At 71.9% G+C, this 25,892-nt stretch carries 20 protein-coding genes and 3 tRNA genes; 12 read left to right on the top strand and 11 right to left on the bottom strand.

The annotated features are described in order from the left end of the window. Positions 1–41 precede the first annotated feature (41 nt). Positions 42–2,207, bottom strand: coding sequence for a molybdopterin oxidoreductase family protein (locus Q8A52_RS31040; RefSeq protein WP_316757440.1), 2,166 nt, complete (start codon positions 2,205–2,207; stop codon positions 42–44). A 118-nt stretch (positions 2,208–2,325) separates the two neighbouring features. Beyond that, positions 2,326–3,006, bottom strand: a complete 681-nt coding sequence (locus tag Q8A52_RS31035; protein ID WP_316757438.1) for a SanA/YdcF family protein — start codon at positions 3,004–3,006, stop codon at positions 2,326–2,328. 159 nt (positions 3,007–3,165) lie between these two features. Here Q8A52_RS31035 and Q8A52_RS31030 point away from each other — a divergent pair, with 159 nt between their 5' ends. The 5 genes from Q8A52_RS31030 (at position 3,166) to Q8A52_RS31010 (ending at position 10,243) form a co-directional block, all read left to right on the top strand. Beyond that, positions 3,166–4,020 carry a sirohydrochlorin chelatase gene (locus Q8A52_RS31030; protein ID WP_316757436.1) on the top strand — a complete coding sequence of 285 codons (855 nt, stop codon included), beginning with the start codon at positions 3,166–3,168 and terminating at the stop codon, positions 4,018–4,020. Positions 4,021–4,167: 147 nt separating this feature from the next. Beyond that, positions 4,168–5,487, top strand: coding sequence for a deoxyguanosinetriphosphate triphosphohydrolase (locus Q8A52_RS31025; protein WP_316757434.1), 1,320 nt, complete (start codon positions 4,168–4,170; stop codon positions 5,485–5,487). A 135-nt stretch (positions 5,488–5,622) separates the two neighbouring features. Then, on the top strand, positions 5,623–6,888 hold the full coding sequence (locus Q8A52_RS31020; RefSeq protein WP_316757433.1) for an NAD(P)/FAD-dependent oxidoreductase: 1,266 nt from the start codon (positions 5,623–5,625) through the stop codon (positions 6,886–6,888). 47 nt (positions 6,889–6,935) lie between these two features. Further along, positions 6,936–8,846: a DNA primase gene (dnaG, locus tag Q8A52_RS31015; RefSeq protein ID WP_316757431.1), complete on the top strand. Its 1,911-nt coding sequence runs from the start codon at positions 6,936–6,938 to the stop codon at positions 8,844–8,846. 104 nt (positions 8,847–8,950) lie between these two features. Next, positions 8,951–10,243, top strand: a complete 1,293-nt coding sequence (locus Q8A52_RS31010) for an RNA polymerase sigma factor (protein ID WP_316757429.1) — start codon at positions 8,951–8,953, stop codon at positions 10,241–10,243. Between the two features lie 50 nt (positions 10,244–10,293). Here Q8A52_RS31010 and Q8A52_RS31005 read toward each other — a convergent pair whose 3' ends face one another. From Q8A52_RS31005 to Q8A52_RS30990, 4 genes are all read right to left on the bottom strand, one after another. Next, entirely contained in the window at positions 10,294–12,222 is a 1,929-nt protein-coding gene (locus Q8A52_RS31005; RefSeq protein ID WP_316757427.1) for an ABC transporter ATP-binding protein, read from the bottom strand. Continuing rightward, on the bottom strand, positions 12,222–13,955 hold the full coding sequence (locus tag Q8A52_RS31000) for an ABC transporter ATP-binding protein (RefSeq protein WP_316757425.1): 1,734 nt from the start codon (positions 13,953–13,955) through the stop codon (positions 12,222–12,224). The genes Q8A52_RS31005 and Q8A52_RS31000 overlap by 1 nt, the downstream gene beginning before the upstream one ends. A 139-nt stretch (positions 13,956–14,094) precedes the next feature. Then, positions 14,095–15,546 carry an FGGY family carbohydrate kinase gene (locus Q8A52_RS30995; RefSeq protein WP_316757422.1) on the bottom strand — a complete coding sequence of 484 codons (1,452 nt, stop codon included), beginning with the start codon at positions 15,544–15,546 and terminating at the stop codon, positions 14,095–14,097. Between the two features lie 148 nt (positions 15,547–15,694). After that, positions 15,695–16,000: a YtxH domain-containing protein gene (locus Q8A52_RS30990; RefSeq protein WP_316757420.1), complete on the bottom strand. Its 306-nt coding sequence runs from the start codon at positions 15,998–16,000 to the stop codon at positions 15,695–15,697. A 158-nt stretch (positions 16,001–16,158) separates the two neighbouring features. Between Q8A52_RS30990 and Q8A52_RS30985 the strand changes: the two genes are divergently transcribed. From Q8A52_RS30985 to Q8A52_RS30955, 7 genes are all read left to right on the top strand, one after another. Further along, a tRNA-Asn gene (locus Q8A52_RS30985) sits at positions 16,159–16,231 on the top strand. A gap of 5 nt (positions 16,232–16,236) precedes the next feature. Next, positions 16,237–16,309 (top strand) — tRNA-Asn (locus tag Q8A52_RS30980). 168 nt (positions 16,310–16,477) lie between these two features. Beyond that, positions 16,478–16,554, top strand: a tRNA-Ile gene (locus Q8A52_RS30975). A gap of 833 nt (positions 16,555–17,387) precedes the next feature. After that, the gene (locus tag Q8A52_RS30970; RefSeq protein WP_316757418.1) at positions 17,388–17,744 is read left to right on the top strand and encodes a hypothetical protein; all 357 of its coding nucleotides are present in this window, start codon (positions 17,388–17,390) and stop codon (positions 17,742–17,744) included. Positions 17,745–17,756: 12 nt separating this feature from the next. Then, on the top strand, positions 17,757–17,969 hold the full coding sequence (locus Q8A52_RS30965) for a hypothetical protein (RefSeq protein WP_316757416.1): 213 nt from the start codon (positions 17,757–17,759) through the stop codon (positions 17,967–17,969). A gap of 12 nt (positions 17,970–17,981) precedes the next feature. Next, the gene (locus Q8A52_RS30960) at positions 17,982–18,431 is read left to right on the top strand and encodes a hypothetical protein (RefSeq protein ID WP_316757414.1); all 450 of its coding nucleotides are present in this window, start codon (positions 17,982–17,984) and stop codon (positions 18,429–18,431) included. Positions 18,432–18,852: 421 nt separating this feature from the next. Further along, positions 18,853–19,377: a hypothetical protein gene (locus Q8A52_RS30955; protein ID WP_316757412.1), complete on the top strand. Its 525-nt coding sequence runs from the start codon at positions 18,853–18,855 to the stop codon at positions 19,375–19,377. 351 nt (positions 19,378–19,728) lie between these two features. Here the strand turns inward: Q8A52_RS30955 and Q8A52_RS30950 are convergent, their stop codons facing one another. The 5 genes from Q8A52_RS30950 to Q8A52_RS30930 form a co-directional block, all read right to left on the bottom strand. Continuing rightward, positions 19,729–20,766 (bottom strand): rod shape-determining protein, encoded by a 1,038-nt coding sequence (locus tag Q8A52_RS30950; protein ID WP_316757410.1) that lies wholly within the window; start codon positions 20,764–20,766, stop codon positions 19,729–19,731. 233 nt (positions 20,767–20,999) lie between these two features. Beyond that, complete coding sequence (locus tag Q8A52_RS30945) at positions 21,000–21,419, bottom strand: CU044_2847 family protein (RefSeq protein WP_316757408.1); 420 nt, start codon at positions 21,417–21,419, stop codon at positions 21,000–21,002. 233 nt (positions 21,420–21,652) lie between these two features. After that, positions 21,653–22,993 carry a carboxyl transferase domain-containing protein gene (locus tag Q8A52_RS30940; RefSeq protein WP_316757406.1) on the bottom strand — a complete coding sequence of 447 codons (1,341 nt, stop codon included), beginning with the start codon at positions 22,991–22,993 and terminating at the stop codon, positions 21,653–21,655. Further along, positions 22,986–24,431 (bottom strand): acyl-CoA synthetase, encoded by a 1,446-nt coding sequence (locus Q8A52_RS30935; RefSeq protein WP_316757405.1) that lies wholly within the window; start codon positions 24,429–24,431, stop codon positions 22,986–22,988. Before Q8A52_RS30935 ends, Q8A52_RS30940 begins: the two co-directional genes overlap by 8 nt. 335 nt (positions 24,432–24,766) lie before the next feature. Beyond that, positions 24,767–25,828: a MerR family transcriptional regulator gene (locus tag Q8A52_RS30930; protein ID WP_316757403.1), complete on the bottom strand. Its 1,062-nt coding sequence runs from the start codon at positions 25,826–25,828 to the stop codon at positions 24,767–24,769. Positions 25,829–25,892 lie beyond the last annotated feature (64 nt).

Genomic DNA, 25,892 nt, shown 5'->3' with positions numbered 1-25,892 from the left:
GGTGGGCCGCGGCCGGGCGCCGGGGGCCGCTCGCGTGGAGGTCAGGTCTTCACTGTCTCCACCCGTACCGCGCAGGTCTTGAACTCCGGCATGCGTGAGGTCGGGTCGAGGGCCGGGTTGGTGAGGGTGTTGGCGCGGCCCTCGCCGGGCCAGTGGAACGGCATGAAGACCGTGTCGGGGCGGATGGCGGAGGTGACGCGGGCCGGGGCCACCGCGCGGCCCCTTCGCGAGACCACGGCCACCGGGTCGCCCTCGGCCGCCCCGAGCCGGGCCGCCAGCCGCGGGTGGAGTTCCACGAACGGGCCGGGGGCGGCCGCGTTCAGCTCGTCCACGCGGCGGGTCTGGGCGCCCGACTGGTACTGGGCCACGACCCTGCCGGTCGTGAGCAGCAGCGGGTACTCGGCGTCCGGCTCCTCGGCCGAGTCGCGGTGCGATACGGCGACGAACCGGGCCCGTCCGTCCTCGGTGGCGAAGCGGTCGAGGAAGAGGCGGGGGGTGCCGGGGTGAGCGGCGGGTTCGCTGTCCGGCCCCGCGGCGTCCCCGACCGGGTCGGCCTCCGCCGGGTCCAGCGCCGCGTCCTCGCCGTCGTCCGGCTCGCCCGCTGCCGCGGGGCACGGCCAGAACACCCCGTTCTCCTCCGCCAGCCGCCCGTAGGTGATCCCCGAGTAGTCCGCGGGACCCCCGGCACTGGCCCGGCGCAGCTCGTCGAAGACCTCCTCGGGGTCGGTCGGGAAACCCTTCTCCACGCCCAGGCGGGCCGCGAGCCCGTGCAGGACCTCCAGGTCGCTGCGGATCCCGGCGGGCGGTGTGATCGCCAGGCGGCGCAGCAGCACACGGCCCTCCAGGCTGGTCGTGGTGCCCGTCTCCTCCGCCCACTGGGTGACCGGCAGGACGACGTCGGCCAGCTCCGCCGTCTCCGAGAGCACCACGTCCGCCACCGCCAGGAAGTCCAGCGACCGCAGCCGTTCCTCCACGTGCGCCGCGCGCGGCGCCGACACCACCGGGTTGGACCCCATCAGCAGCAGCGCGCGGATGTCCGTGCCCAGCGCGTCCAGCAGCTCGTACGCACTGCGTCCCGGCCCCGGCAGGCTGTCCGGGTCCACGCCCCACACCGCGGCGACATGCCGCCGCGCGGCCGGGTCGGTCAGCTTGCGGTAGCCGGGCAACTGGTCGGCCTTCTGGCCGTGTTCACGCCCGCCCTGCCCGTTGCCCTGCCCGGTCAGACAGCCGTACCCGGAGAGCGGACGGCCCGCCCGGCCGGTCGCCAGGCACAGGTTGATCCACGCCCCGACCGTGTCGGTGCCCTTGGACTGCTGCTCGGGCCCCCGCGCCGTGAGCACCATCGCGGTTTCCGGCTCACAGAACAGCCGTATGGCCTCCCGGAGTTGTGGAACGGACACCCCCGTGATCCGCTCCACATACTCAGGCCAGTGCGCCATCGCCGCGGCCCGCGCCTCCTCCCAGCCGGCCGTGCGCTCCTGGATGAACGCCTCGTCCGTCCGGCCCTCCGCCACCACCAGGTGCAACAGCCCCAACGCCAGCGCGAGATCCGTCCCCGGGCGCGGTGCCAGGTGCAGGTCGGCCTGCTCGGCGGTCTTCGTGCGGCGCGGGTCGACGACGATCAATGTGCCGCCGTTCTCCCGAAGTTCGCTGAAGAACCGCAGCGACGGCGGCATCGTCTCCGCGAGGTTGGAGCCGACCAGGATCACGCACCCGGTCCGCGGGATGTCCTCCAGCGGGAAGGGCAGCCCCCGGTCCAGGCCGAAGGCCTTGGTGCCGGCGGCCGCCGCCGAGGACATGCAGAAGCGGCCGTTGTAGTCGATCTGCGAGGTGCCGAGGACCACCCGCGCGAACTTGCCGAGCGAGTACGCCTTCTCGTTCGTGAGTCCGCCCCCGCCGAACACCCCGCACGCGTCGGGACCGTACACGGTCCGCGCCGACGACAGCGCCGCGGTGATCCGGTCGAGCGCCTCGTCCCAGCTCGCGGGTACGAGAGTGCCGCCGGAGCGCACCAGCGGCGAGGTCAGCCGCACCCCGGACGAGAGCAGGGCCGGTGCCGTACGCCCCTTGCCGCACAGCGCTCCCCGGTTCACCGGGAAGTCCACACGCTCGGTCACCTCGACGCCCCCCTGTGGCAGGGGCGACAGATTCATCCCGCACTGCAGGGCGCAGTACGGGCAGTGGGTGGGCGTCGAGGCGGTCTCCATACCCCTCAGCGTGCTTCGGGCGTGTTACGTCCCATGACGGCTCTTTGTTACACGGGCGCGAACCCGGCCTCCCCGCCCCGCCCCCGCCACCGTGAGGCGCGGCGAGCGCGGCCCCGGCTCAGCGTCCGCTCGCCAGCGCCCGCTCCACCCCCGGTTCCTTCGGGCCCAGGAACCGCGGATCCGGCTTGAACACCGCGTCCAGGGCCGCCTTGCCCGCCGCGAAGATCTCGCGGGTGCCGCCGTAGTACCAGGTGACGTCGTGCTTGGCCTCGACGCCGATGCCGTACGACTCGACCCCCGCCGCCTCGCACAGGGCGACCGCACGGCGGATGTGGAAGCCCTGGCTGATCAGCACGGCCCGGTCGACGCCGAAGATCTTCTTCGCCCGGACACAGGAGTCCCAGGTGTCGAAGCCGGCGTAGTCGCTGACGATGCGGGCGTCCGGCACCCCGTGCTCGGTGAGGTACGTCCGCATCGCGTCGGGCTCGTCGTAGTCCCTGCGACTGTTGTCCCCGGTGACCAGCACGACCTCGATACGGCCCGCGCGGTACAGCTTCGCCGCCGCGTCCAGCCGGTGCGCGAGGTACGGCGACGGCTTGCCCTCCCCCCACAGGCCCGCCCCGAACACGACGGCGACCTCGGCGCGGGGCGCGTCCGCCGTGGTGCGCAGCCGGTCTGCCGTGGACACATACAGCCAGGTCGCCGGCAGCAGCGCGAGCACGCACCCGGCCATGACCCCCTGCACCAGCCGCCGCCGCCCGGCACGGGTGCGCGGCAGGCGTGGTCGACGGATCTTCATGCGGTCCCCCCAGCTCCCCGGTCGCCTTCGACCATGGAGGACGCAGCCCGGAGTGATCCGGTTCGCCTCACACCGCCGGGGCCAGTGCCGTGAACCCATGGAAAATACCTGTCACCGCGGCGCAACGGGGGTGCAATCTCCGGCCGCCAGGATCCTTTCATGACGGCGTCGAACCCTCCTCGCGACGAGTCCCGCATCCACCTCGAGAGCACGGCACACATCATGAGCAGCATCGGCAGTCAGCTGGCCGGCCAGCTCAGCCTCCTCTCGCTCGACGGCAGGCGCCGCCCCGGCCCGCCCGCCCTCGTGCTCGTGGCGCACGGCAGCCGCGACCCGCGCGCGCTGCACACCGTCCGCCTGCTCATGGAGCGGGTACGCGAGCAGCGCCCCGGCGTGCCGGTGCACCTCGGGCACATCGAGCTCAACGAGCCCCTGCTCCCCGACACCCTCGCCGCCCTCGGCGACACGCCCGCCGTGCTCGTGCCGCTCCTGCTCAGCCGCGGCTACCACGTCAAGCGGGACATCCCCGAGATGGCGGCCGCCGCCGCGGCACGCACGCGCGTGGCCGCCCCGCTCGGCCCGCACCCACTCCTCGTGGAGACCCTGTACGCCCGCCTCGTCGAGGCCGGCTGGCGCACCGGCGCCGACGACCCCGTCCGCCGCAACGGCGCCGTCGTCCTCGCCGCGGCCGGTTCCCGCGACCCCGACTCCGCGGCCGACACCCGCCGCACCGCCCGCCTCCTCGCCGAGCGTCTGGGCGTGCCCGTGGTCCCCGCCTACGCCTCCGCCGCGACGCCGACCGTCGAAGCCGCCGTACGCTCCCTGACGTCCCGAGGCCGCCACCGCATAGCCGTGGCCTCCTGCTTCACGGCCCCGGGCCGCTTCGCGACACAGTGCGCCGAGGCAGCCCCCTGGATGGCCTCGGCACCCCTGGGCGCCCACGAGGCGATGACCCGCCTGGTACTGCACCGCTACGACCAGGCATTGTCGACACCGGCAACGACAGCCGCCTGAGGGGCGCGGGGCTGCGTCGATGTGCGGGCTCCGCCGCGTGGGCGCGGCAGGCCACCAGGCACCCGCACCCGCCGCACATCCCAACTCGGCGGACGAGCGGGCGCCCAACAACCCCCAATTGTCACTGCCGACGCTTACTGTCGAACCATGGAAGGCACCGAACCCGAACCGCTTCCCGGCTACGACCCGGCGTCAGCCGAACGCTGGGCGCCCGAGCCGGACAAACGCCCAGGCCGCACCGCCTTCCAGCGGGACCGCGCACGCGTACTGCACTCCGCGGCCCTGCGCCGCCTCGCGGGCAAGACACAGGTCGTCACCCCGGGAACGCTCCCCCAAGTTCTCGGCCCCGCTCGAACAGGGGGGACGCCCATCCAGGTGTGGGACGCCAGTCCCCGGACACGGCTGACCCACTCCCTGGAGTGCGCCCAGGTCGGCCGCGAGCTGGGCGCGGCCCTCGGCTGTGACCCCGACCTCGTCGAGGCCGCCTGCCTCTCCCACGACCTCGGTCACCCGCCCTTCGGTCACAACGGCGAACAGGCTCTCAACGAGTTCGCCGAGGACTGCGGCGGTTTCGAGGGCAACGCCCAGTCCCTCAGGCTCCTCACCCGCATCGAGCCCAAGCGCTTCACCGCGCAGGGCTCCGTCGGCCTCAACCTCACCCGCGCCGCGCTGGACGCCGCCACCAAGTACCCCTGGCCGCGCGGCGCCCACCCCACCGACCCCAAGTCCGGCAAGTTCGGGGCGTACGAGGACGACCGGCCCGTCTTCGACTGGGTCCGCAAGGAGGCCCCCGGCACGCGCACGTGCTTCGAGGCCCAGGTGATGGACTGGGCCGACGACGTGGCGTACTCGGTGCACGACGTCGAGGACGGCCTGCACGCCGGCCACATCGACCCGAACTGCCTGCACGCCGAGCCCGAGCGGCAGGCGGTCTTCGCGGTGGCCGTCGGCCGGTACGTCCCGGCGGACACCGACCCGGCCGAACTCGCCGAGGCCCTCGACCGGCTCCAGGACCAGGAGTGGTGGCCGCACGGGTACGACGGCACGGCGGTCGCCCAGGCCCGCCTCAAGGACGCCACCAGCCAGCTCATCGGCCGCTTCTGCCTGGCCGCCGAGGGTGCCACGCGCGCCGCGTACGGCAGCGGCGGCCTCACCCGCTACGGCGCCGAGCTCGTCGTACCGAGACCGACCCGCATGGAGTGCGCGGTCCTCAAGGCGGTCGCCGACCGGTACGTCATGCAGCGCGCCGAACAGGAGCTGCTCCGCGCCGACCAGCGGGTCGTCGTCGCCGAACTCGCCGAGGCGCTGACCGCCCGTGCCCCGGACGGACTGGATCCGCAGTTTCGCGCCCTGTTCGACGGGGCACCCGACGATCACGCCCGCAAACGCGTGATCGTCGACCAGATCGCCTCCCTCACCGACGCCTCCGCCCGCTCGCTTCACGCGCGCCTGACGGGACGCGTGTGACCGACACGTGAGACTGACGAGGTACGTGTGACAAAGAAGTGACCCTCCGTGGCCTGATCGGGTCACTCCCTCTTCCCGCATCACGCTGCGTGCGGGACGCTCGCATGTGGCGGCACCCTTACGAGGAGGCATCAAGTGGTCGACGCGGATCAGACATTCGTCATCGTCGGAGGAGGTCTGGCCGGCGCGAAGGCGGCCGAGACGCTGCGTGCTGAGGGCTTCACCGGCCGGGTGATACTGATCAGCGACGAACGCGACCACCCGTATGAACGCCCGCCCCTGTCCAAGGGCTATCTGCTCGGCAAGGAGGAGCGCGACAGCGTCTTCGTGCACGAACCCGCCTGGTACGCGCAGAACGACATCGAGCTGCACCTCGGCCAGACCGTCGACGCGATCGACCGCACCGCGAAGACCGTGCGCTTCGGCGACGACGGCACGCTCGTCCACTACGACAAGCTGCTCCTCACCACGGGCGCCGAGCCCCGCCGCCTCGACATCCCGGGCACCGGCCTCGTGGGCGTCCACCACCTGCGCCGCCTCGCCCACGCCGAACGGCTCAAGGGCGTGCTCACCTCCCTCGGCCGGGACAACGGCCACCTCGTGATCGCGGGCGCCGGCTGGATCGGTCTGGAGGTGGCTGCGGCGGCCCGTGAGTACGGCGCCGAGGTCACCGTCATCCAGCCGTCGCCGACCCCGCTGCACAGTGTCCTCGGCCCCGAGCTGGGCAACGTCTTCGCCGAGCTGCACCGCGAGCACGGCGTCCGCTTCCGCTTCGGCGTCCGGCTCACCGAGATCGTCGGCGAGGACGGCATGGTCCTCGCGGTCCGCACCGACGACGGCGAGGAGCATCCGGCGCACGCCGTCCTCGCGGCCATCGGCGCGGCCCCCCGCATCGGCCTCGCCGAGGCGGCGGGACTGGAGATCGCCGACCGTGCGCAGGGCGGCGGCGTCGCGGTAGACGGGCGGTTGCGCACCTCCGACCCCGACATCTACGCGGCGGGCGACGTCGCCTCCTTCCCGCACGCGCTCTTCGACACCCGTCTCCGGGTGGAGCACTGGGCGAACGCCCTGAACGGCGGCCCGGCGGCGGCCCGCGCGATGCTCGGCAAGGACGTCGTCTACGACCGCGTGCCCTACTTCTTCACCGACCAGTACGACCTGGGGATGGAGTACAGCGGTTGGGCGCCGCCGGGGGCGTACGACGAAGTGGTGATCCGCGGTGACGCGGGCAAGCGGGAGTTCATCGCGTTCTGGGTGAAGGAGGGGAGAGTACTGGCCGGAATGAACGTGAACGTGTGGGATGTCACAGAGCCGATCCAGAATCTCATCCGTTCCAGGCCCCGGGTGAACACCGAGGCCCTCGCGGACCCGCACGTACCCCTCGACAGTCTCGGTTCCTGACCTCTCCGGGAACCATCACTGTCACACCACCCCCGTAGAATTCACGCGTGGCAGGACGGATCAACGACGAGGACGTGAAGGCGGTACGGGACGCGGTCCCGATCGACGCCGTGGTGTCCGAGTACCTCCAGCTGCGCAACGCGGGCGGCGGCAACCTCAAGGGCCTCTGCCCCTTCCACGACGAGAAGTCGCCGTCCTTCCAGGTCAGCCCGAGCAAGGGACTCTTCCACTGCTTCGGCTGCCAGGAGGGCGGCGACACCATCACGTTCGTGATGAAGGTCGACCACCTCTCCTTCTCCGAGGCGGTCGAGCGTCTCGCCGCCCAGGCCGGCATCACCCTGCGCTACGAGGAGGGCGGGTACAACCCGGCCCACCAGCGAGGCGAGCGTATCCGCCTGGTCGAGGCGCACAAGATCGCCGCGCAGTGGTACGCCGAGCAGCTCGCCACCAGCCCCGAGGCCGAGACCGGCCGGGTCTTCCTCGCCGAGCGCGGCTTCGACCAGGCCGCCGCCGTCCACTTCGGCGTCGGCTACAGCCCCCAGGGCTGGGACCACCTCACCCGCTATCTGCGCGGCAAGGGCTTCACCGACAAGGAGCTGCTCCTCTCCGGCCTGTCCCAGGAGGGCCGCCGCGGCCCCATCGACCGATTCCGCGGCCGGCTGATGTGGCCGATCCGCGACATCGGCGGCGAGGTGGTGGGCTTCGGCGCCCGCAAGCTCTACGAGGCGGACAACGGCCCCAAGTACCTCAACACGCCCGAGACCGCGATCTACAAGAAGTCCCAGGTCCTGTACGGCATCGACCTCGCGAAGAAGGACATCGCGAAGGCCAGCCGCGCGGTCGTGGTCGAGGGCTACACGGACGTCATGGCGTGCCACCTCGCCGGAGTGACGACCGCGATCGCCACCTGCGGTACGGCGTTCGGCGGCGACCACATCAAGATCCTCCGCCGGCTGCTGATGGACAACGGCAGCGCCCGGGTGATCTTCACCTTCGACGGCGACGCGGCCGGCCAGAAGGCCGCCCTGCGCGCCTTCGAGGACGACCAGAAGTTCGCCGCCGAGACGTACATCGCGATCGCGCCCGACGGCATGGACCCCTGCGAGCTGCGCCTGGCCAAGGGCGACGAGGCGGTCGCCGACCTGGTCGAACCCCGCACCCCGCTCTTCGAGTTCGCCCTCCGCCAGATCGTGAGCCGCTACGACCTGGACACCCCCGCGGCCCGGGCGGCCGCCCTGGACGAGGCGGCCCCGATCGTCGCCCGCATCAAGAACAGCGGCGCGCAGCACGAGGTCGCGGTGGAGCTGGCCGGGATGCTCGGCATCCTGGACACCCAGTTCGTGGTCAAGCGGGTCGCCCAGCTGGCCCGTTGGGCCCGCGAACGGGGCGGCGGCAGGGGCCCGGCCCCGGCCTCCCGTGCCCCCCAGCAGTACGAGGCGGCGGCCTCCGCCCGCCCCTCCGGCTCCGGCCCGGCCCTGAACCTCCGCAACCCGGTGTACGCCACCGAACGCGAGCTCCTCAAACTGGCCCTCCAGCGCCCGGAGTTGGTCTCTCCGGCGTTCGACGCGTACGGCGTGGACGAGTTCACCGCCCCGCCCTACGCCGCCGTACGCCAGGCCGTCCTGGACGCGGGCGGCGCCGAGTACGGCGTACAGGACTCGCAGGAGTATCTGGTCCGGGTCCGTGAGGCGGCCCCCGACGACACGGTCCGCGCCATGGTCACGGAGCTGGCGGTCGAGGCGATCATGCGCCGCACGGTCGACGAGGCCTACGCGGGCGAACAGCTCGTCTGGGTCCGCCGCCGAGCGGTGGACCGCCGCATCCACGACATCCAGATCACCCTCACCCGTCTCGGCAGCAACGCCGACCCGGCCCATCTGGCCGCCGTCCAGAACGAGTTGTGGGTGTTGCAGCAGTACGGCCAGGCGCTTCGAGAGCAGGGTGCAGCCGCTCTCTGAGTGGTTCGCATACGCCAGGGTTACCACGCGGTCACGACTCGGACGCAAAAAGTCACCGCACGCCCCTCGTGGCGGCGATGTGTCTTACCCCACACTGGGTTCCGGTGCCTGAGTCCTCGGAGCGCGGCCGATCCGTCCCCCACGGGTCCCACACCCCCGCGGTTCCGCTCATCGAGTACGGGACGGACAGCGGCGAGGCCGTCGACTCCGTCCCCGAAGTACCGCTGCCGTACTCCTTGGCAGCGATCATCCTGGAGGTCGCCCCCGTGCAGACCCAGACCCTCACACAGACCGGCGTCGGCACGACCGAGGAGCCGGACGCGGAGACCGACGTCTACGCGGCCGTGCCCCCGCAGAGCCGTGTCGCGCTGCACCCCGAGACGGAGCCGGAGGGCCCGTCCGAACCGGCGGAGCCACCCGCCGAGGCGCTGGCCGCAGAGGCCCCCGAGCCCGCCGAACCGCCCGCCGCCCGTCCCGAGACCGGCAGCCCCTCCTCGGACCTGTTCCGCCAGTACCTGCGCGAGATCGGCCGTATCCCGCTGCTCACCGCGGCCGAGGAGGTCGAGCTCGCCCGCCGGGTCGAGGCCGGGCTGTTCGCCGAGGAGAAGCTCGGCCACACCCCCGACCTGGACGAGCGGCTCGCCCTCGACCTGGACAAGCTGGTCGTCATGGGGCGGATGGCCAAGCGCCGGCTCATCGAGGCCAACCTCCGGCTCGTGGTCTCCGTCGCCAAGCGGTACGTGGGGCGCGGGCTGACCATGCTGGACCTGGTCCAGGAGGGGAACCTCGGGCTCATCCGGGCCGTCGAGAAGTTCGACTACGCCCGCGGCTACAAGTTCTCCACCTACGCCACCTGGTGGATCCGGCAGGCCATGTCCCGCGCCCTGGCCGACCAGGCCCGCACCATCCGTGTGCCCGTGCACGTCGTGGAGCTCATCAACCGGGTCGTGCGGGTGCAGCGCCGGATGCTGCAGGAGCGCGGCTACGAGCCCACTCCGGACGAGGTCGCCGCCCACCTCGACCTGCCGCCCGAGCGGGTCAGCGAGGTGCTGCGGCTCGCCCAGGAGCCCGTCTCGCTGCACGCGCCCGTGGGCGAGGAGGACGACGTCGCCCTCGGGGACCTCATCGAGGACGGCGACGCCACCAGCCCCGTGGAGTCGGCCGCCTTCCTGCTGCTCAGGGAGCATCTGGAGGCCGTGCTGTCGACCCTGGGGGAGCGGGAGCGCAAGGTCGTACAGCTGCGCTACGGACTCGCCGACGGCCGCCCCCGCACCCTCGAGGAGATCGGGCGCATCTTCGGCGTTACCCGGGAGCGGATCCGGCAGATCGAGTCGAAGACCCTCAACAAGCTGAGGGACCACGCGTTCGCCGACCAGCTGCGGGGCTACCTGGACTGAAAGGGGCCGCTCACCCCACGGCGAGCGGCCCTTCGGCGGTACGAACCCGCTCAGTCCACCTCGGCGACCGCCTGCGCGAACTGCGCCTTGTACAGCCGCGCATAGGCACCGTCCGCGGCCAGCAGCTCCGTGTGCGCGCCCTGTTCGACGATCGAGCCGTTCTCCATCACCAGGATCGTGTCGGCGTCCCGGATGGTCGACAGCCGGTGCGCGATGACGAACGACGTCCGCCCGTGCGCCAGCTTGGCCATCGCCTTCTGGATCAGCACCTCGGTACGGGTGTCGACGGAGCTGGTCGCCTCGTCGAGCACCAGGATCACCGGGTCGGACAGGAACGCCCGCGCGATGGTGATGAGCTGCTTCTCACCGGCGCTGACGCCCGTGCCCTCGTCGTCGATCACGGTGTCGTAGCCGTCGGGGAGGGTACGGACGAAACGGTCGGCGTGGGCCGCCCGCGCCGCCTCCTCGATCTCGCCCCGGGTGACCTCGCGGGAGGCGCCGTACGCGATGTTCTCCGCGATCGTGCCGCCGAACAGCCAGGTGTCCTGCAGCACCATGCCGATCCCGGCCCGGAGTTCGTCCCGGGCCATCTTGCGGATGTCGACGCCGTCGAGGGTGATCCGCCCGCCGGACACGTCGTAGAACCGCATCAGCAGATTGACCAGCGTGGTCTTGCCCGCGCCCGTCGGGCCGACGATCGCGACCGTGTGGCCCGGCTCCACCTTCAGCGACAGGTCCTCGATCAGCGGCTTCTCGGGCTCGTACCGGAACGACACGTGCTCCAGCGCCACGCGCCCGGCCAGTTCCGTCGGCCGCTCGCCCGGCACCGGGTCCGCCTCCTGCTCCTCCGCGTCCAGGAGTTCGAAGATCCGCTCGGCCGAAGCGACGCCCGACTGCACCAGGTTGGCCATCGAGGCGACCTGGGTCAGCGGCATCGAGAACTGCCGCGAGTACTGGATGAAGGCCTGCACATCACCGATCGACAGCGCGCCGGACGCCACCCGCAGCCCGCCCACCACGGCGACGAGCACATAGTTCAGGTTCGACACGAACATCATCAGCGGCTGCATCACACCGCTGTTGAACTGCGCCTTGAACCCGGCCTCGTACAGCGCGTCGTTCTGCTCGGCGAACTGCTTCGCCGACTCCTGCTGCCGGCCGAACACCTTCACCAGGGTGTGCCCGGTGTACATCTCCTCGATGTGCGCGTTGAGCTTGCCGGTGGAGCGCCACTGCTGCACGAAGTGCGGCTGCGAGCGCTTGCCGACCCGGGTCGCCACGACGAACGACAGCGGTACGGTGACCAGGGCGACCAGGGCCAGCAGCCACGACACCCAGAACATCATCACCAGCACACCGATGATGGTGAGCACCGAGTTGATGAGCTGGCCCATCGACTGCTGCAGCGTCTGGCCGATGTTGTCGATGTCGTTGGTGGCGCGGGAGAGCACCTCGCCGCGCTGGCGCTTGTCGAAGTACGACAGCGGCAGCCGCGACAGCTTCGTCTGCACGTCCTCGCGCATCCGGTACATCGTGCGGTTCACGGCCCGGTTGACCAGCCGTGTCGCCACCGCCATCAGCAGACCGGCGACGAGGAAGGTGCCCAGCGCGAACAGCAGCACGTTCCCGACGGCGTCGAAGTCGATGCCCTTGCCGGGGGTGAAGTCGGTGCTCTGCAGCATGTCCGCGATGGAGCCCTGGCCCCGCGCGCGCATGGAGTCGAGAACCTGCTCCTTGGTGGCCCCGGCCGGCATCTGCCGGCCGATGATGCCCGCGAAGACAAGGTCGGTGGCCCTGCCGAGGATCTTCGGCCCGATCACGCTCAGGGTCACGCTGACGACGACGCACAGCAGCAGCGCGTAGATGGTCAGCCGTTCGGGCTTGAACCGGGCGATGAGCCGTTTGCCCGACCCCTTGAAGTCCATCGAGCGCTGGTCGGGGCCGCCCCCGGCCATCATGCGTCCCATGGGCCCTGCCATCAGGCGGCCTCCGCTTCCGTCAGCTGGGAGAGCACGATCTCCCGGTACGTCTCGTTGTCGGCCATGAGCTCGTGGTGCCGGCCGGTGCCGACGACCAGCCCCTCGTCCAGGACCACGATCCGGTCGGCGTCCCGGATGGTCGCCACGCGCTGGGCCACGATCACCACGGTCGCCTCGGCGGTCTCCCGGGCGAGCGCGGTGCGCAGGGCCGCGTCGGTGGCGTAGTCGAGCGCGGAGAAGGAGTCGTCGAACAGATAGATCTCCGGGCGCTGCACGAGGGTGCGGGCGATGGCCAGGCGCTGGCGCTGACCGCCGGAGACATTGGTGCCGCCCTGCGCGATGGGGGCGTTCAGACCGCCCTCCAGCTTCTGCACGAAGTCCTTGGCCTGAGCGACCTCCAGCGCATGCCAGAGCTCCTCGTCGGTGGCGTCCGGATTGCCGTACCGCAGATTGGTGGCCACCGTGCCCGCGAACAGGTACGGCTTCTGGGGGACGAGCCCGACGGTCTTCGCGAGCAGCACCGGGTCGAGGCCCGACACGTCGACGCCGTCGACGAGCACCTCGCCGTCGGTGGCGTCGAACAGCCGCGGGACCAGTCCGAGCAGGGTCGACTTGCCACTGCCGGTGGAGCCGATCACAGCGGTCGTCTCACCCGGCCGGGCCACCAGGTCGACGGACTTCAGCACCGGCTCCTCGGCGCCCGGGTAGCGGAACCCGGCACCGCGGATCTCCAGATGGCCGTGCCGTCGCAGCTCGGTGACCGGGGCGACGGGCGGCACCACGCTGGACTCGGTCTCCAGGACCTCCTGGATGCGCTCGGCGCACACCTCCGCGCGCGGCACCATCATGAACATGAAGGTGGCCATCATCACGGACATGACGATCTGCATCAGATAGGCGAGGAAGGCGGTCAGATCACCGATCGCCATTCCGCCGCTGTCGATGCGGTGCGCGCCGAACCACACGACCGCGATCGACGACAGGTTCACCACCGTCATCACGATCGGGAACATCAGCGCGAGCATCCGGCCGGTCGCCAACTGCATCTCGGTGAGATCGCCGTTCGCCTTCCCGAAGCGGCCCTGCTCGTACTCGTCGCGGACGAAGGCGCGGATCACCCGGTTGCCGGTGATCTGCTCGCGCAGCACCCGGTTCACCGTGTCCAGGCGTACCTGCATGGACCGGAACAACGGGCGCAGCCGGCGCACGATCAGCGTCACGGAGATGCCCAGCACCGGTACGACCGCCACCAGGACTCCGGACAGCGGCACGTCCAGGCCGAGGGCCAGGACGATGCCGCCCACGCACATGATGGGCGCCGACACCATCAGCGTGAACGTCATCAGGGCCAGCATCTGGACCTGCTGGACGTCATTGGTCGTACGGGTGATGAGGGAGGGGGCGCCGAAGTGACCGACCTCCCGCGCGGAGAAGGACTGCACCCGGTCGAAGACGGCGGCCCGGACGTCCCGGCCGAGCGCCGACGCGGTCCTGGCGCCGTAGTACACGGCGCCGATGTTGCACACGACCTGCGCCAGCGAGATGCCGATCATCAGGACACCGAAGGACAGAATGTAACCGGTATCACCCTTCACGACACCGTGGTCGATGATGTCCGCGTTCAGGGTGGGCAGGTAGAGGGTGGCGCAGGTCTGCAGGAACTGCAGCAGCACCAGGATGGCGATGGGTTTCTTGTAGGGCCTGAGGTAGGTCCGCAGAAGTCGTATGAGCACGCTACGTCTCTCGGAGTCGGCGGTGGGGGGCGAGGCGGTTGCCCGTGGCCCCTATCGTCGGACACTCCACCCGCGTTACCTCAACCGAATATCCCGACAGCAGGTCTCCAGCGGGCCTCTTGCGACTCCTTTGCGGACCTTACGGCCGAAACGCCCCGGGATGGGTCTGCTCGCGCACCGACACGAACTGCTGCCGCACCGCCTGTCCCACCGCCAGCTGGTCGCCGGGGTCCAGGACCTGCGCCGCCGCGCCCTGCCAGGCCGGCGGGGTGCGCGGGTCGAGCGTGCCCTGGGAGACACCGAGGGCCCAGGCCGCCTGACGGGCGGCGCCGATCGCCGCGTAGTCGGCGGGCTGCGGTACGACGACCTGCGCACCGAAGAGCGAGGGCGCGGCGGACTGCACCGCCGACAGCTCGGCGGCCTGCCCCAGCAGGAAGACCCGCCGTACGTCGACGCCCCGCCCGCGCAGCACGTCGAGCGCGTCCGCGAGCCCGCAGAGCATGCCCTCGAAGGCGGCCCGCGCCAGGTGCTCGGGCTTCATGGACTCGCGTCTGAGGCCCGCCAGGGTGCCCGCCGTGTGCGGCAGGTTCGGGGTCCGCTCGCCCTCCAGATAGGGGAGCAGCACCAGCCCGTGGGACCCGGGCGTGGACTTCATCGCCAGGTCGGACAGGCTCTCCAGGTCGGGCACCCCGAGGAGTTCGGCGGTGCCGCGCAGGGTCCGCACGGCGTTCAGGGTGGTCACGACCGGCAGGTGCATGCCGGTGGCGTCGGCCAGCGAGGTGATCATGCCGGTCTGGTCGGCGAGGGCCTCGGGGTGCACTGCCATCACGGACCCGGAGGCGCCGAGCGACACCACCGCGTCGCCGAGCCCGAGGCCGAGCCCGAACGCGGCGGCCATCGTCTCGCCGGTCCCCGCGGAGATCAGCAGCCCCTCGGGCGTCGTGCCGGCCGCGTCGGAGGGGCCGATCACCTCCGGGAGCATGGCCTGGTGACCGAGCGCCAGCTCGACCAGTTCGGGCCGGTAGCCACCGATGGCCGCCGACCAGTACCCGGTCCCCGAGGCCCCGCCGCGGTCGGTGGTCCGTCTCACCGGCCGCCCGAGCAGCTGCCAGACGAGCCAGTCGTGCGCCTGGAGCAGGATCGCCGTCCGCCGGGCGTTCTCGGGTTCGCTCTTGGCGAGCCAGCGCAGCTTGGTCACCGGCTGCGCCGCCTGCGGCACCGAGCCCACCGCCTGCGCCCACGCCTCGCGGCCGCCGAGCGCGTCGACCAGGTCGGCCGCCGCGACCTGCGCCCGCTTGTCGCCGCCGACCATGGCGGGGCGCACGGTGTTGCCCTGTGCGTCCAGTGGTACGAGTGCGTTCTGCTGGGCGGAGACGCCGATGGCCTGCACGCCCTCGAGGAGCCCGCCGCCGGCGGCCTCGCCGAGCGAGAGCAGCCAGGCCTGCGGATCGATGTCGGAGGGCCGGCCGCCCTCGGGGTTATCCACCGGGTGCGGCGCATAGCCCTGCCGCAGCACGGCTCCTGTGTCCGTGTCGCAGACGACGATGCGAGTGAAATCGGGCGAGCTGTCCAACCCGGCGACTATCCCCATGGGAAAATTCTGCCGTACCGCGCCGCTGGGTATCGCCATGGGCGCCGTAGGGGTTTCCGTCCTCTCGTGGCTGCGGGTCCGCTGTGGCTGGTCGCGCAGTTCCCCGCGGCCCCGGGGAAGTGGGCGTGCCCGGTGCCGAGAGGTCCCGCTATGTGTTGCTCGTGCCCCAGTCGTCCGCGCCTGCGCCGTTCGGGTGGTGGGCCCGCATGGCGCGCATCCGCTGGGCCATCGCGTCGGGCACGTGATCGCTGACCTTCTCGCCCACCGCGTGGGCCGCCCGGCCCGCCAGGACGCGCCCCTGCTGGGCGGCCGACTCCGCGGTGTTGCGGACCGCCGGGTTCTGCGCGACCTGCCGTGCGGACTTCTTCAGCTGCTCGTAGCGCTCGCGCCCGGCCCTCGTGCCGAGGATGTAACCCAGGGCGAGTCCGGCGATGAACGTGAGCCGGTAGCGCATGGCGGCCACCCTTCCCTTGCGTAGGTCTCCGGTGCGGCGTCGGCGCCGGGAGGAACCGATTGGCGGAGCACCCCCCTGCTTGCGCTAATGTATGTGTCGCAGCGAGCGCGCGCCCCCTGGCGAATACCCAGGTAGGTACGTTCGATGCAACGAGGCATTCCTCCGTAGCTCAATTGGCAGAGCAGCCGGCTGTTAACCGGCAGGTTACTGGTTCGAGTCCAGTCGGGGGAGCTCGGTCCTCCGTAGCTCAATTGGCAGAGCAGCCGGCTGTTAACCGGCAGGTTACTGGTTCGAGTCCAGTCGGGGGAGCATGCTGAACGAGGACCCCGCCGGGGTCCTTTTTCATGTCCGAGGGAACCACCCGGCCCGGGGCGGAGTCCTCAAGGTCATGTGAAGCCGACCATGCGAAGCAGGAGATCGTATGAGCGGCTATGCTGCGGCAGACGGCGCGCACACATGTACGCGACACGCCGCTATGGGGCGGTAGCTCAGCCGGTTAGAGCAGCGGACTCATAATCCGTCGGCCGTGGGTTCGAGTCCCACCCGCCCCACCAGGAGCTACCCGCGCAGAAACGTCTTGACCAGCGACCTAGTTGGACGGGGCAATGGCCGAGTGATCTTGGCGGCCTGCCCGGATCATGCAATCACGCATGTTGGGGCAATGTTGGGACGCCGGTTACGCGGCGGGAAGAAGTCCCTCGTCCGGACCATCGTCCTCAGCATCCCCACCCGTCCCGGGCGCCTCATGCTGCACGTCGGGTCGCGTCGGCTTCTCGGGGACCGGCCTTCTTCGGGCGGGGCACGACGGCCTCGTGGACTCCGCCTCGGCCGTCACGAGCTGCGGCAGGACGCTCGTGAACGTGTCCGGGGTGATCTGGCGGGAACTGTGCCCCAGCCGCCCCCTGGACGACCTTGATGTCCTGCCTTACCGAGCAGCGCCGGCGTCGCCGACAGGTGGCGGGTGTCGTGCAGGCGGATCGGCGGAAGCCCGGACGGTTCGACGAGCCGGTTGAACCGCCGACTGATCCAGTCGGGGTGGAGTGGCCCGCTGTTTCTCGTGGGTCCAGAACCGGTCGCTCTCGACGTAGGCCTTGCCCCACTTCTCGCGCTCCTGCTACCGCTTCGATGGAGCCGACTGCGGCTGGGCCACTCACCGGGACCCTGACAAGGCCAATCGCACCGAGCCGAGCGCGGCTCCGGGGCCACATGACGGCGACCCGGCGGCAGGGCCGAACTCCTTGATGCGAGCCATGGGTTGACTCCTGGGCCATTCGAGAACGATCGGATGGACCGTCAGAACCGGAGCGACCTCTTCCTCCTGTGGACGCGACATGTGCAGGCCTTAAGATCAGCAGATCTTGAGCCAGGATGACTCAAAGGATTCCCTGTGCACCACTGCGCGCCGGCCGTCCCGGCCCCGGGCCGACGAAGATCCCGCCGGAAGCAACGAGCCCTGGCGGCGACCCTGCCGGCCGCGCTCGTATGCGCCCCGCTGCCCCTGCTCAGCGAGCCCGCGTTCGCCGACGACGCGGCCGCCGAAGCCCCAGCGGTGCAGCGGACGACCGGTGCCCGGACCGAGATCGCCTCAGAGCGCACCGCGTCGACCACCACGTGGGCCAACGCCGACGGCACGACCACCGTCGAGGCGTACACCGGCCCGATCCGGGTCGAGCAGCCCGACGGCAGCATGGTGGCGGCGGCAGCGGCATCGGGTCGGCCAACGGCGCCTTCCCCGGCGCAGTAGCGAGGTACTGACATGCGCCGTGCCCTTCTCGCACCGCTGCTCGCGGCGGCCCTGACCGAGATCGTCTCAGAGCGCACCGCGTCGACCACCACGTGGGCCAACGCCGACGGCACGACCACCGTCGAGGCGTACACCGGCCCGATCCGGGTCGAGCAGCCCGACGGCAGCATGGTGGCGGCGGCAGCGGCATCGGGTCGGCCAACGGCGCCTTCCCCGGCGCAGTAGCGAGGTACTGACATGCGCCGTGCCCTTCTCGCACCGCTGCTCGCGGCGGCCCTGACCGGATGCTCGCTCCTCGCCCAGGACACGCCGTGCACCGAGGCCGACGCGGACTCGCAGGTCTCCGCCGTGTGGCGGCCCGCCGACTTCGGCGGCCGGGACGTGGCGAGGATCCGGCTATGCGTGGACGGCACCTGCAAGGAGCGGACATCGGGCCGTCCCGACGACCCGTTCGCCTCGCTGTCGGTCCACCTCCCCGACGACGTCGGCGCGTCCACCGTGCCGGTGCGGCTCACCGTGACCTCCGTGAAGAGCGGCGGCACAGTCGTGGAGGACAGCACCCGGGCCAGACTGACGGAGCGGCACCCCAACGGCACGTCCTGCCCGCCCACCACTTGGACGGCGACGTTCCGTGCCCACCCGGAAAAGGGCCTCACCTCACCCGAGGGCATGAAGCTCCAGAACTGAGCCCGCTACGCAAGCGCCCGTCCCCCGGCACCACCGGACGTACGGGCGCTTCGCGTAGTTCTCCCACCGTATCGTTCGCCTGGTCTGCCTCCACCTCCAAGGAGACCGAACACCTGCGCCCGCGGGGACGGTCCCGAGAAGGGGCCCGCCATCCGTGCCGTGATCGTGGCCCCGGAGAAGTAACCGGGGCCGGTCCGCGGTGAGTTGGTTCCGACGGCGCTCCCCGCAGCGTGGCGGGACCGGTCCGGCCCAACAACCAAGTCCGGCCCATGACTTCACCCATGACTGTCATGGTGCGGTCAAATGTTCAATCAAGCCTCCCCGGGTCCGGCAAAGGGGTCTACCCGCATAGACGACCCGGTGCTGTCATGCGCACGACCGCCCGGAAATCGTGCCGGGCACCGCACCGGGAGACCCCCACATGTCCCGAATACCGCGCCCCCTCGTCACCACCCTGTCCGCCCTCGCCCTCGCCGCCGCGGGCCTCACCGTCACCACCGGCACCGCCCACGCCGCCGGCTGCAGCCAGGACTACCTCCCCCTGCCCGACCCCGACTGCCAGCCCGGCGCGTTCAACCCCGACGTCACGCAGGACACCATCGACTCCACGATCTGTGTCTCCGGCTGGACCGCGACCGTACGGCCGTCCAGCTCCTACACCACCGCGCTGAAGAAGAAGCAGATCGTCGAGTACGGCTACTCCGACACCAGCACCTCCGACTACGAGGAGGACCACTTCGTCCCGCTCGAACTCGGCGGTGCCCCCAAGAGCGCGCTCAACCTCTGGCCGGAGCCCGAGTACGGCACCAGGACCGCCGCGAACAAGGACACCGTCGAGAACAAGCTCAAGAAGGCCGTCTGCGCCGGTCAGGTCGGCCTCGAAGACGCCCAGGACGCCATCGTCACCGACTGGACCACCGCGCTCTCCAGCCTCGGTCTGAGCTGACGCGGTTCAGGGGTCCGTCTCCTCCCCAGGGAGTAGGCGGACCCCTTCGTCTCCTGCCGGCGAGGCATGGGAGGTCTCTCCGTGGGCACGATGTGCCACACCGGGTCGCGGGCGAGGCTTGGGCGTATCAGGTGCGGGGCACTGACCTCGTACTGAATGAGTGGTACCGACCAGCGCCAGGAAGACCGGACAGTACGAGGCCTGAGGAGGCGTCATGGACCGCCGGATCCGTGTTCGTGTCAGCCGTCGGCCCGCCGCACCCCGCGGGCAGGAGATCGACCGAAGGACGCCCTCGGGGCGGATCCTGCCGTACTGACGAAAGTCGCCGTACCGACGCGAGTCACCGCGGGCTCAGGCCGCCAGCGGATCCAGCAGCATCGGCTCGATCCTGCCCTCCAGCATGGCGCCGATGCCCTGTACGGCACATACGTCGGGCCGATCGGCGATGTGCACCGGCATGCCGGTGGCCCCTCTGAGCATCTCGTCGAACCCGGGGAGCAGGGCGGATCCGCCGACCATCATCATCCCGACGTCGGCGAGGTCGGCCACCAGATCGGGCGGGCAGACCCGCAGCACCTTGCCGATGCCGTCCAGCACGGCCGTCAACGGCGTCTGGATGGCGTCCCGTACGGCCGCGGTGTCGACGTGCACGGTCCGGGCGAGGCCGGTGGCCACGTCCCGCCCGTGGATCTCCGTGGTCGCCGGTCCCTGCGCGTTGAGACCGTTGCCGGACAGGGCGAGCTGCAACGGCCGTACCGACTGGCTCGGCAGCATCAGTTCGTGCTCGTGCCGCAGGAGCTGCACGATCGCGTGGTCGACGGCCTCCCCGCCCACGTTGATCCGCTCGGCGGTGACGATCGAGCCGAGCGAGAGGACGGCGACCTGGGTGGCGGCGGCCCCGCACACGACGATCATCATGCCCTGGGGCTGTTCCACCGGGAGCCCGCAGCCCACGGCGGCGGCGATGAGGGTGTCGACGAGCTCGACGCGCCGGGCGCCGAGGCCCACCAGGGTCTCGATGGTCGCCCGCTGGGCCAGCGGATCGGCGTCGTGCGGAGTGCAGGCCGCGGCCCGGAGGCGGGCCTTGCGGCGCAGGGCGCGGCGGACCTTGTCCCCGAGCAGATGGCGCAGCATGCGCTGAGCCATCTCGATGTCGACGACCGTGCCACCGGAGACCGGCCGCACCACGCGGATGTAACTCGGCGTCCGCCCCGTCATCCTCTCCGCGAACTCGCCCACCGCGATGAGCGCGCCGGTCCGGGTGTTCACGGCAGCGACGGAGGGCTGGTCGACGACCAGACCGGCGCCCTTCACATACACCCGGGTACGGGCCGCCCCCAGGTCGACGGCGAAGTGGCAGCGGCGCAACTGCTCCAGACTGACGGTCACGGCAGATCCTCCCGGGTGCGCAGGCCGTGGGGGTGCCGCCGGGTGGCGGGCCTCTTCCTGCATCCTGCGCGGGCGGGGGAGAGGCGCGCCTTCTGGAGGGGGCCGGGCGGGGCGCCGCTGAATGGGGGGTTCGGACGGGCCGGGCGGGGGCACGGGTCGCGCGCCGCCCACCCCGAGCGGGAGCGCCGGTAGCATGCCGCCCGCCCCGAGAAGGGGCACGGGCGGCGCGCCGCTCACGACCCGGTGGTGGGACCCGCCGCAGGCGGCACGGCCGGCGTCCGGGGCGGCTCCTGGCGTGGCGTGCTTGACGGGGCCGATGCCTCCTGTCCCGACGACCAGCTGAGCCGGACGACCAGTTGTCCCTCGGCCGCCCCCTTGGCGATCACCGCCCCGGCCTCCGCGCTCAGCTTCACCCCGAACTCCAGCTCCACGGAGTCGGGCCGCAGCGCGCCCTCCCGGAAGACCCGCAGCGCGGACTGCGCCGCCGAGCGGACCGAGTCCAGGGCTCCCTCGAAGGTGCGCGCGGTCCGGTCCGCCGCCCCGTTGCCGGGTCCTTCGCCGCGTGAGACGAGGCGGGTCCCGGTCGCGGGGTCCGCGGTCTCCACGACCACGACCGCGCCGTCCTCGGTCTTGAACTCCACCAGCTTGGCCATGGCGCCGCACGCTCCCCCGCGTTCTTGATCCACTACCGGCTCCATTGTCCCCGAAGGCGACCGGCGATGTCCCCCGTGCCGCCGGTCGCGCCCGCCCGCACCGGCGGGAACCCGCCCGGGCACCTTTCCGCCTGTGCCACCCAACGTCCTTGCCCGGCAGGGTGACGCAGGAGATCATCCGGGCGGTGGGAGTGGGGTAGTCCAAGGTCGGGGTGGCTCAGGGCCGGGACAGCTCAGGGCCGGGGGTCCACGATGCCGCGGATCAGCCCCAGCTCCACCAGGTCCTGCGGCCGGATGCGGAGCTGGTCCGCCGTCGCCTCCGTCTCCTCCGGCGGGCGCTTGAGGATGGCGGCAGCCAGTTCCGGGGCGATGACCGAGAAGTAGCTGTCCGGCGTGGCCCAGGTGTTGCCGGGCGCCGCCAGGGCCAGTGCGCCGCCCGAGCCGCCTTCGCCGATGACGAGGGTGGTGACCGCGGTACGGGCTGCGGCCACGGCCTCGAACACGTCCGCGATCGCCGCGCCGGCCCCCTCCCGCTCCGCCTCGGCGTCGTTCGCCGCGCCCGGTGTGTCCACCAGGGTCAGCACCGGTATCCCGAGCCGGTCCGCCAGCCGGATCAGCCGGGCGGCGGTGCGGTATCCGGCGGGGCGGGTATTGGTCCCGGTCTGGGCGGCGTAGGCGATGGTACGTCCGTCCCGCTCGCCGAAGCCGCACAGCATCCCGTCCGGGTCGGCGCCCCCGCAGCGGTCTCCGACGAGCGCGGCACGGCGGGTGAAGCAGGCGTCCAAGTAGGCCTGCGCCCGCGGACGTTCGGGGGAGCGGGCGCGGAGGACGGCCTCCCAGCCGGTGGCCGGGAGGGTCGTGGAGCCCAGGGCGGACGGCGGCGGGGCCTCGGCCGCCGGTGTGGTCAGCAGCCGCAGCCACAGCCCCAGCGTCTCCCGCAGCTCCTCCGGCCGTACCACCGCGTCCGCCGAACCCGCCGCCACCTGCGCCTCCGCCGTGTAGGCGGCGGGGTCGGCGTCCGGCGGGCGGACCCGGGAACCCGCGAAGCCGACCTGGGCGCCGGGGAGGGCGAGGGTGATGTCGGCACCGGCGCCCAGGGTGGCCCAGCCGCCGCCCGTCGTCGGGTCACGCAGCACGGCGATCTGGGGCAGACCCGCCTCCCGGGTGAGCGCCGACTGGCGGGCGACACGCTGGAGTTGGGTCAGCGCGAGCATGCCCTCCTGCATCCGGCTGCCGCCGGTGGCGATCAGCGGGACGACCGGGAGGCGGTGTGCGCGGGCGTGGGTGTACGCCCTCTCCAGACGGTCGCCGGTGCGCCGGCCCAGGGAGCCGCCGAGGAAGCCGAACTCGAAGGCGATCAGCACGGCGGGCGTACCCTCGACGCGTGCGGTGCCGCAGACGACGGACTCCTCCTCGCCGGTGCGCCGGGCGGCGCGGGCGCGCGAGGCGTCGTAGCCCTCCCAGGAGATCGGCCCGTCGGGTGCGGACTTCCCTTCCTGGTGAGGGAGTTCGGTGAAGGTGGAGACGTCGCAGACCAGCGCGAGGATGTCGCGCGCCGACAGCCGCTCAGGCACCGCGCAGCTCCCGCTTCATGATCTTCCCCATGTCGTTGCGGGGGAGGACGTCCAGGTGCCGGACGACACGCGGGCGCTTGTGCGGAGCCAGCCGGCGGGCCACATGGTCGGCCAACTCCTGGTCCGACGGCGGGGACTGGGGGTCCGCCGGGACGATCCAGGCCACGATCCGCTCGCCCAGATCCGCGTCCGGTTCCCCGGTGACGGCCGCCTCCCGCACCCCCGGATGCTCCAGGAGCGCGTTCTCGATCTCACCGGCCCCGATCTTGTAACCGCCGCTCTTGATCAGGTCGGTGGCCTTGCGTCCGACGATGCGTACGTACCCGTCCGGCTCGCGCACCGCCATGTCCCCGGTCCGGAACCAGCCGTCCTCGGTGAAGGCGGCGGCGGTGGCGTCGGGCCGGTTGAGGTACTCGGTGAACAGGTTCTTGCCGCGCACCTGGATCTCGCCGACGGTCTCCCCGTCGCACGCCGCGACCGGCGTCCCGTCCTCCTCCACCAGCCGCAGCTCCACGCCCGGCAGCGGCACCCCGACCGTGCCCGCGCGCGGCTCGCCGTCGGCCCGCACGCTGGTGTTCATGAGCGTCTCGGTCATGCCGTACCGCTCGATCACCCGCCGGCCGGTCGCCGCCGTGATCCGCTCGTGGTCGTGCACGGGCAGCGCGGCCGAGCCGGAGACGAGCAGCCGGGCCCTGCCGAGCGCCTTGGCCAGCTCCGGGTCGCCGGGCAGGGCCTCGGCGATGCGGTGGTACATCGTCGGCACCCCGAAGACCATGGTGGCGCCGTCGTTCAGCTCCCGGCTCACGCCCTCGGTGCCGAAGCGGCCGAGGTGCCGCACGGACCCGCCGCGCCGGAGCGGGCCGAGAACGCCGAGCACCAGCCCATGCACATGGAACAGCGGCAGCCCGTGCACGAGGACGTCGTCGCGGGTCCACTGCCAGGCGTCGGCGAGCGCGTCCAGGGTCGTGGCGACCGCCCGGCGGGGGATGACGGCGCCCTTGGGCGGGCCGGTGGTGCCTGAGGTGTAGACGATCAGCGCGGGGTCGCCCTCGGACGTACGGTCCTCGGGGACGGTCCCGGTGCCGTACGCGTCGACGTCGACACGCTCCAAGTCGGCCGACGCCGCCGGGAGTTCGGCACCCGGCGCGGCCAGCACCAGGGACGGCGCGCTGTCGGAGAGGATGTGCGCGAGTTCCTTCTCCCCCGACTTCGGGTTGAGCGGCACCGCGGCCACCCCGGCGACCAGCGCGCCCACCACGCCGACGGCCGTCTCCAGCTCCGGGGTCGCCCATACGGCCACCCGGCCCGCGCCATGAATCCGGGCGGCCACGGCCCCCGCGGCGGCACCCAGCTGTGCGTACGTGAGCGACCGATCGCCGAACCGCAGGGCGACTCGCTCGCCGGAACCGCCCACCAGGGCCGGAAAGAGGGAGGACACGCGGAGCACTCCTTGCCTTGTCGGGACGCTGTAGGGGACGACAGCACCCTTCCTACACCAGGCGCCGCGTCACCACGACCGTGCTCATGTCCAACGCGAGTCGCTCCGCGAGTACAGCGCCGGATGCTTCAGCGGCGGGGGCGTCCCGGGCGCCTCCCCTGCCCGCTCCACGCCGACGCGCTGTCGCGGAACCGAAGCGGTGCCGCCGTAGGGGCGTGGGTTCGACGGGGCCCAGCGGTTGTGTGTGGCCCCCATCGCGGCGGAGCCGCTGATGTCACAGCCCCGCGCCCCTTGGACACCTGCGCCTGCGTTGCAGGACGCGGCGTCCGCCCGTGTCAGACCGCCGCCTCCACCACGTCCGCCACCACACAGCTCACGTTGTCCGGGCCACCGGCCGCGTTCGCCTCGGCGATCAGTGTGCGTACCGCGGTGTCCGGGGCCGGGGCGGCGGACAGGAGCCGGGCGATCCGGTCGTCCGGTACGACGCCGGACAGGCCGTCGGAGCACAGCAGGTACCGGTCGCCGGGCAGGGCGTCGTGCAGTTTCAGGTCCGGGGTGGCGGGGGTGCCGCCCGAGAGCGCCTTGAGGAGCAGGGCACGCTGCGGATGGACGGCGGCCTCCTCCGGGGTGAGCCGCCCCTCGTCGATCATCGACTGGACGACCGTGTGGTCGTGGGTGATCAGGAACAGGTCACCGTCGCGCAGCAGGTACGCGCGGGAGTCGCCGATGTGGACGAGGGCCAGCCGGGAGCCCGTCCACAGCAGCGCGGTCAGCGTGGTGCCGATGTCCTCGCTGCCGCCGGCCACGTCCTGGACGGCCTGGCTCGCGCCCTGCACGGCGTCCTCCAGCAGGTTGAGCACACTGCCCGCCGGGAGCTCCTCGCTCTCCAGGAACTTCAGCGCCTCCACGGCGGCGCTGCTGGCGAGCGCCCCGGCGGGACCGCACCCGTCGGCCACGGCGAGCAGCCGTGTGCCCGCGTAGGCGGTGTCCTGGTTGGCGGGCCGTACGCGCCCGGTGTCGGAGTGGGCGGAATAGCGCAGTTCCAGCATCGCGGTGTCCTTCCTCGGCTCTGCGGTCAGATGGTCGACGAGGAACGCGGCCAGGTCGCCGCGCACGGCCGTCTCCCGCTCGACCCGCGCCCAGTAGGCACGGATCTCCCGGACGGCCGCCGCGGGCGGCAGCGCGCACACCTGCCGGATCGAGGCCAGCGGCATCCCCAGCCGCCGCAGCCACGCCACCAGCCGCGCCCGCTCCAGCTGCTCCACCGCGTAGTAGCGGTACCCGGTGTCCGGGTCGACCCGCGCGGGCCGCAGCAGCTCCAGCTCGTCGTACAGCCTGAGCGCCTTCGGCGACAGCCGGCACGCCTTCGAGAAGGCCCCGATCGTCAGCAGCTCCATGCGCCGCCACCCCCGTATGTCCGCTCGTCGTTCCGCCACCGATGCTGGGGCCTCACCGAAGGGG

It is taken from the genome of Streptomyces herbicida, assembly GCF_032656585.1.
GTDB lineage: Bacteria > Actinomycetota > Actinomycetes > Streptomycetales > Streptomycetaceae > Streptomyces > Streptomyces herbicida.
Note: the sequence above shows the minus strand (reverse complement) of the source record. Positions and strands in the feature narration are given on the sequence as shown.

What these genes read in the sequence shown, in the direction of transcription:
- Q8A52_RS30995 (WP_316757422.1), bottom strand. Translation starts at nt 15,546, where the DNA reads ATGGGGATAGTCGCCGGGTTGGACAGCTCGCCCGATTTCACTCGCATC.
- Q8A52_RS30930 (WP_316757403.1), bottom strand. Translation starts at nt 25,828, where the DNA reads ATGGAGCTGCTGACGATCGGGGCCTTCTCGAAGGCGTGCCGGCTGTCG.
- Q8A52_RS30945 (WP_316757408.1), bottom strand. Translation starts at nt 21,419, where the DNA reads ATGGCCAAGCTGGTGGAGTTCAAGACCGAGGACGGCGCGGTCGTGGTC.
- Q8A52_RS31025 (WP_316757434.1), top strand. Translation starts at nt 4,168, where the DNA reads ATGGAAGGCACCGAACCCGAACCGCTTCCCGGCTACGACCCGGCGTCA.
- Q8A52_RS30990 (WP_316757420.1), bottom strand. Translation starts at nt 16,000, where the DNA reads ATGCGCTACCGGCTCACGTTCATCGCCGGACTCGCCCTGGGTTACATC.
- Q8A52_RS30955 (WP_316757412.1), top strand. Translation starts at nt 18,853, where the DNA reads ATGTCCCGAATACCGCGCCCCCTCGTCACCACCCTGTCCGCCCTCGCC.
- Q8A52_RS31040 (WP_316757440.1), bottom strand. Translation starts at nt 2,207, where the DNA reads ATGGAGACCGCCTCGACGCCCACCCACTGCCCGTACTGCGCCCTGCAG.
- Q8A52_RS30965 (WP_316757416.1), top strand. Translation starts at nt 17,757, where the DNA reads ATGCGCCGTGCCCTTCTCGCACCGCTGCTCGCGGCGGCCCTGACCGAG.
- Q8A52_RS31005 (WP_316757427.1), bottom strand. Translation starts at nt 12,222, where the DNA reads ATGGCAGGGCCCATGGGACGCATGATGGCCGGGGGCGGCCCCGACCAG.
- Q8A52_RS30960 (WP_316757414.1), top strand. Translation starts at nt 17,982, where the DNA reads ATGCGCCGTGCCCTTCTCGCACCGCTGCTCGCGGCGGCCCTGACCGGA.
- Q8A52_RS31035 (WP_316757438.1), bottom strand. Translation starts at nt 3,006, where the DNA reads ATGAAGATCCGTCGACCACGCCTGCCGCGCACCCGTGCCGGGCGGCGG.
- Q8A52_RS31030 (WP_316757436.1), top strand. Translation starts at nt 3,166, where the DNA reads ATGACGGCGTCGAACCCTCCTCGCGACGAGTCCCGCATCCACCTCGAG.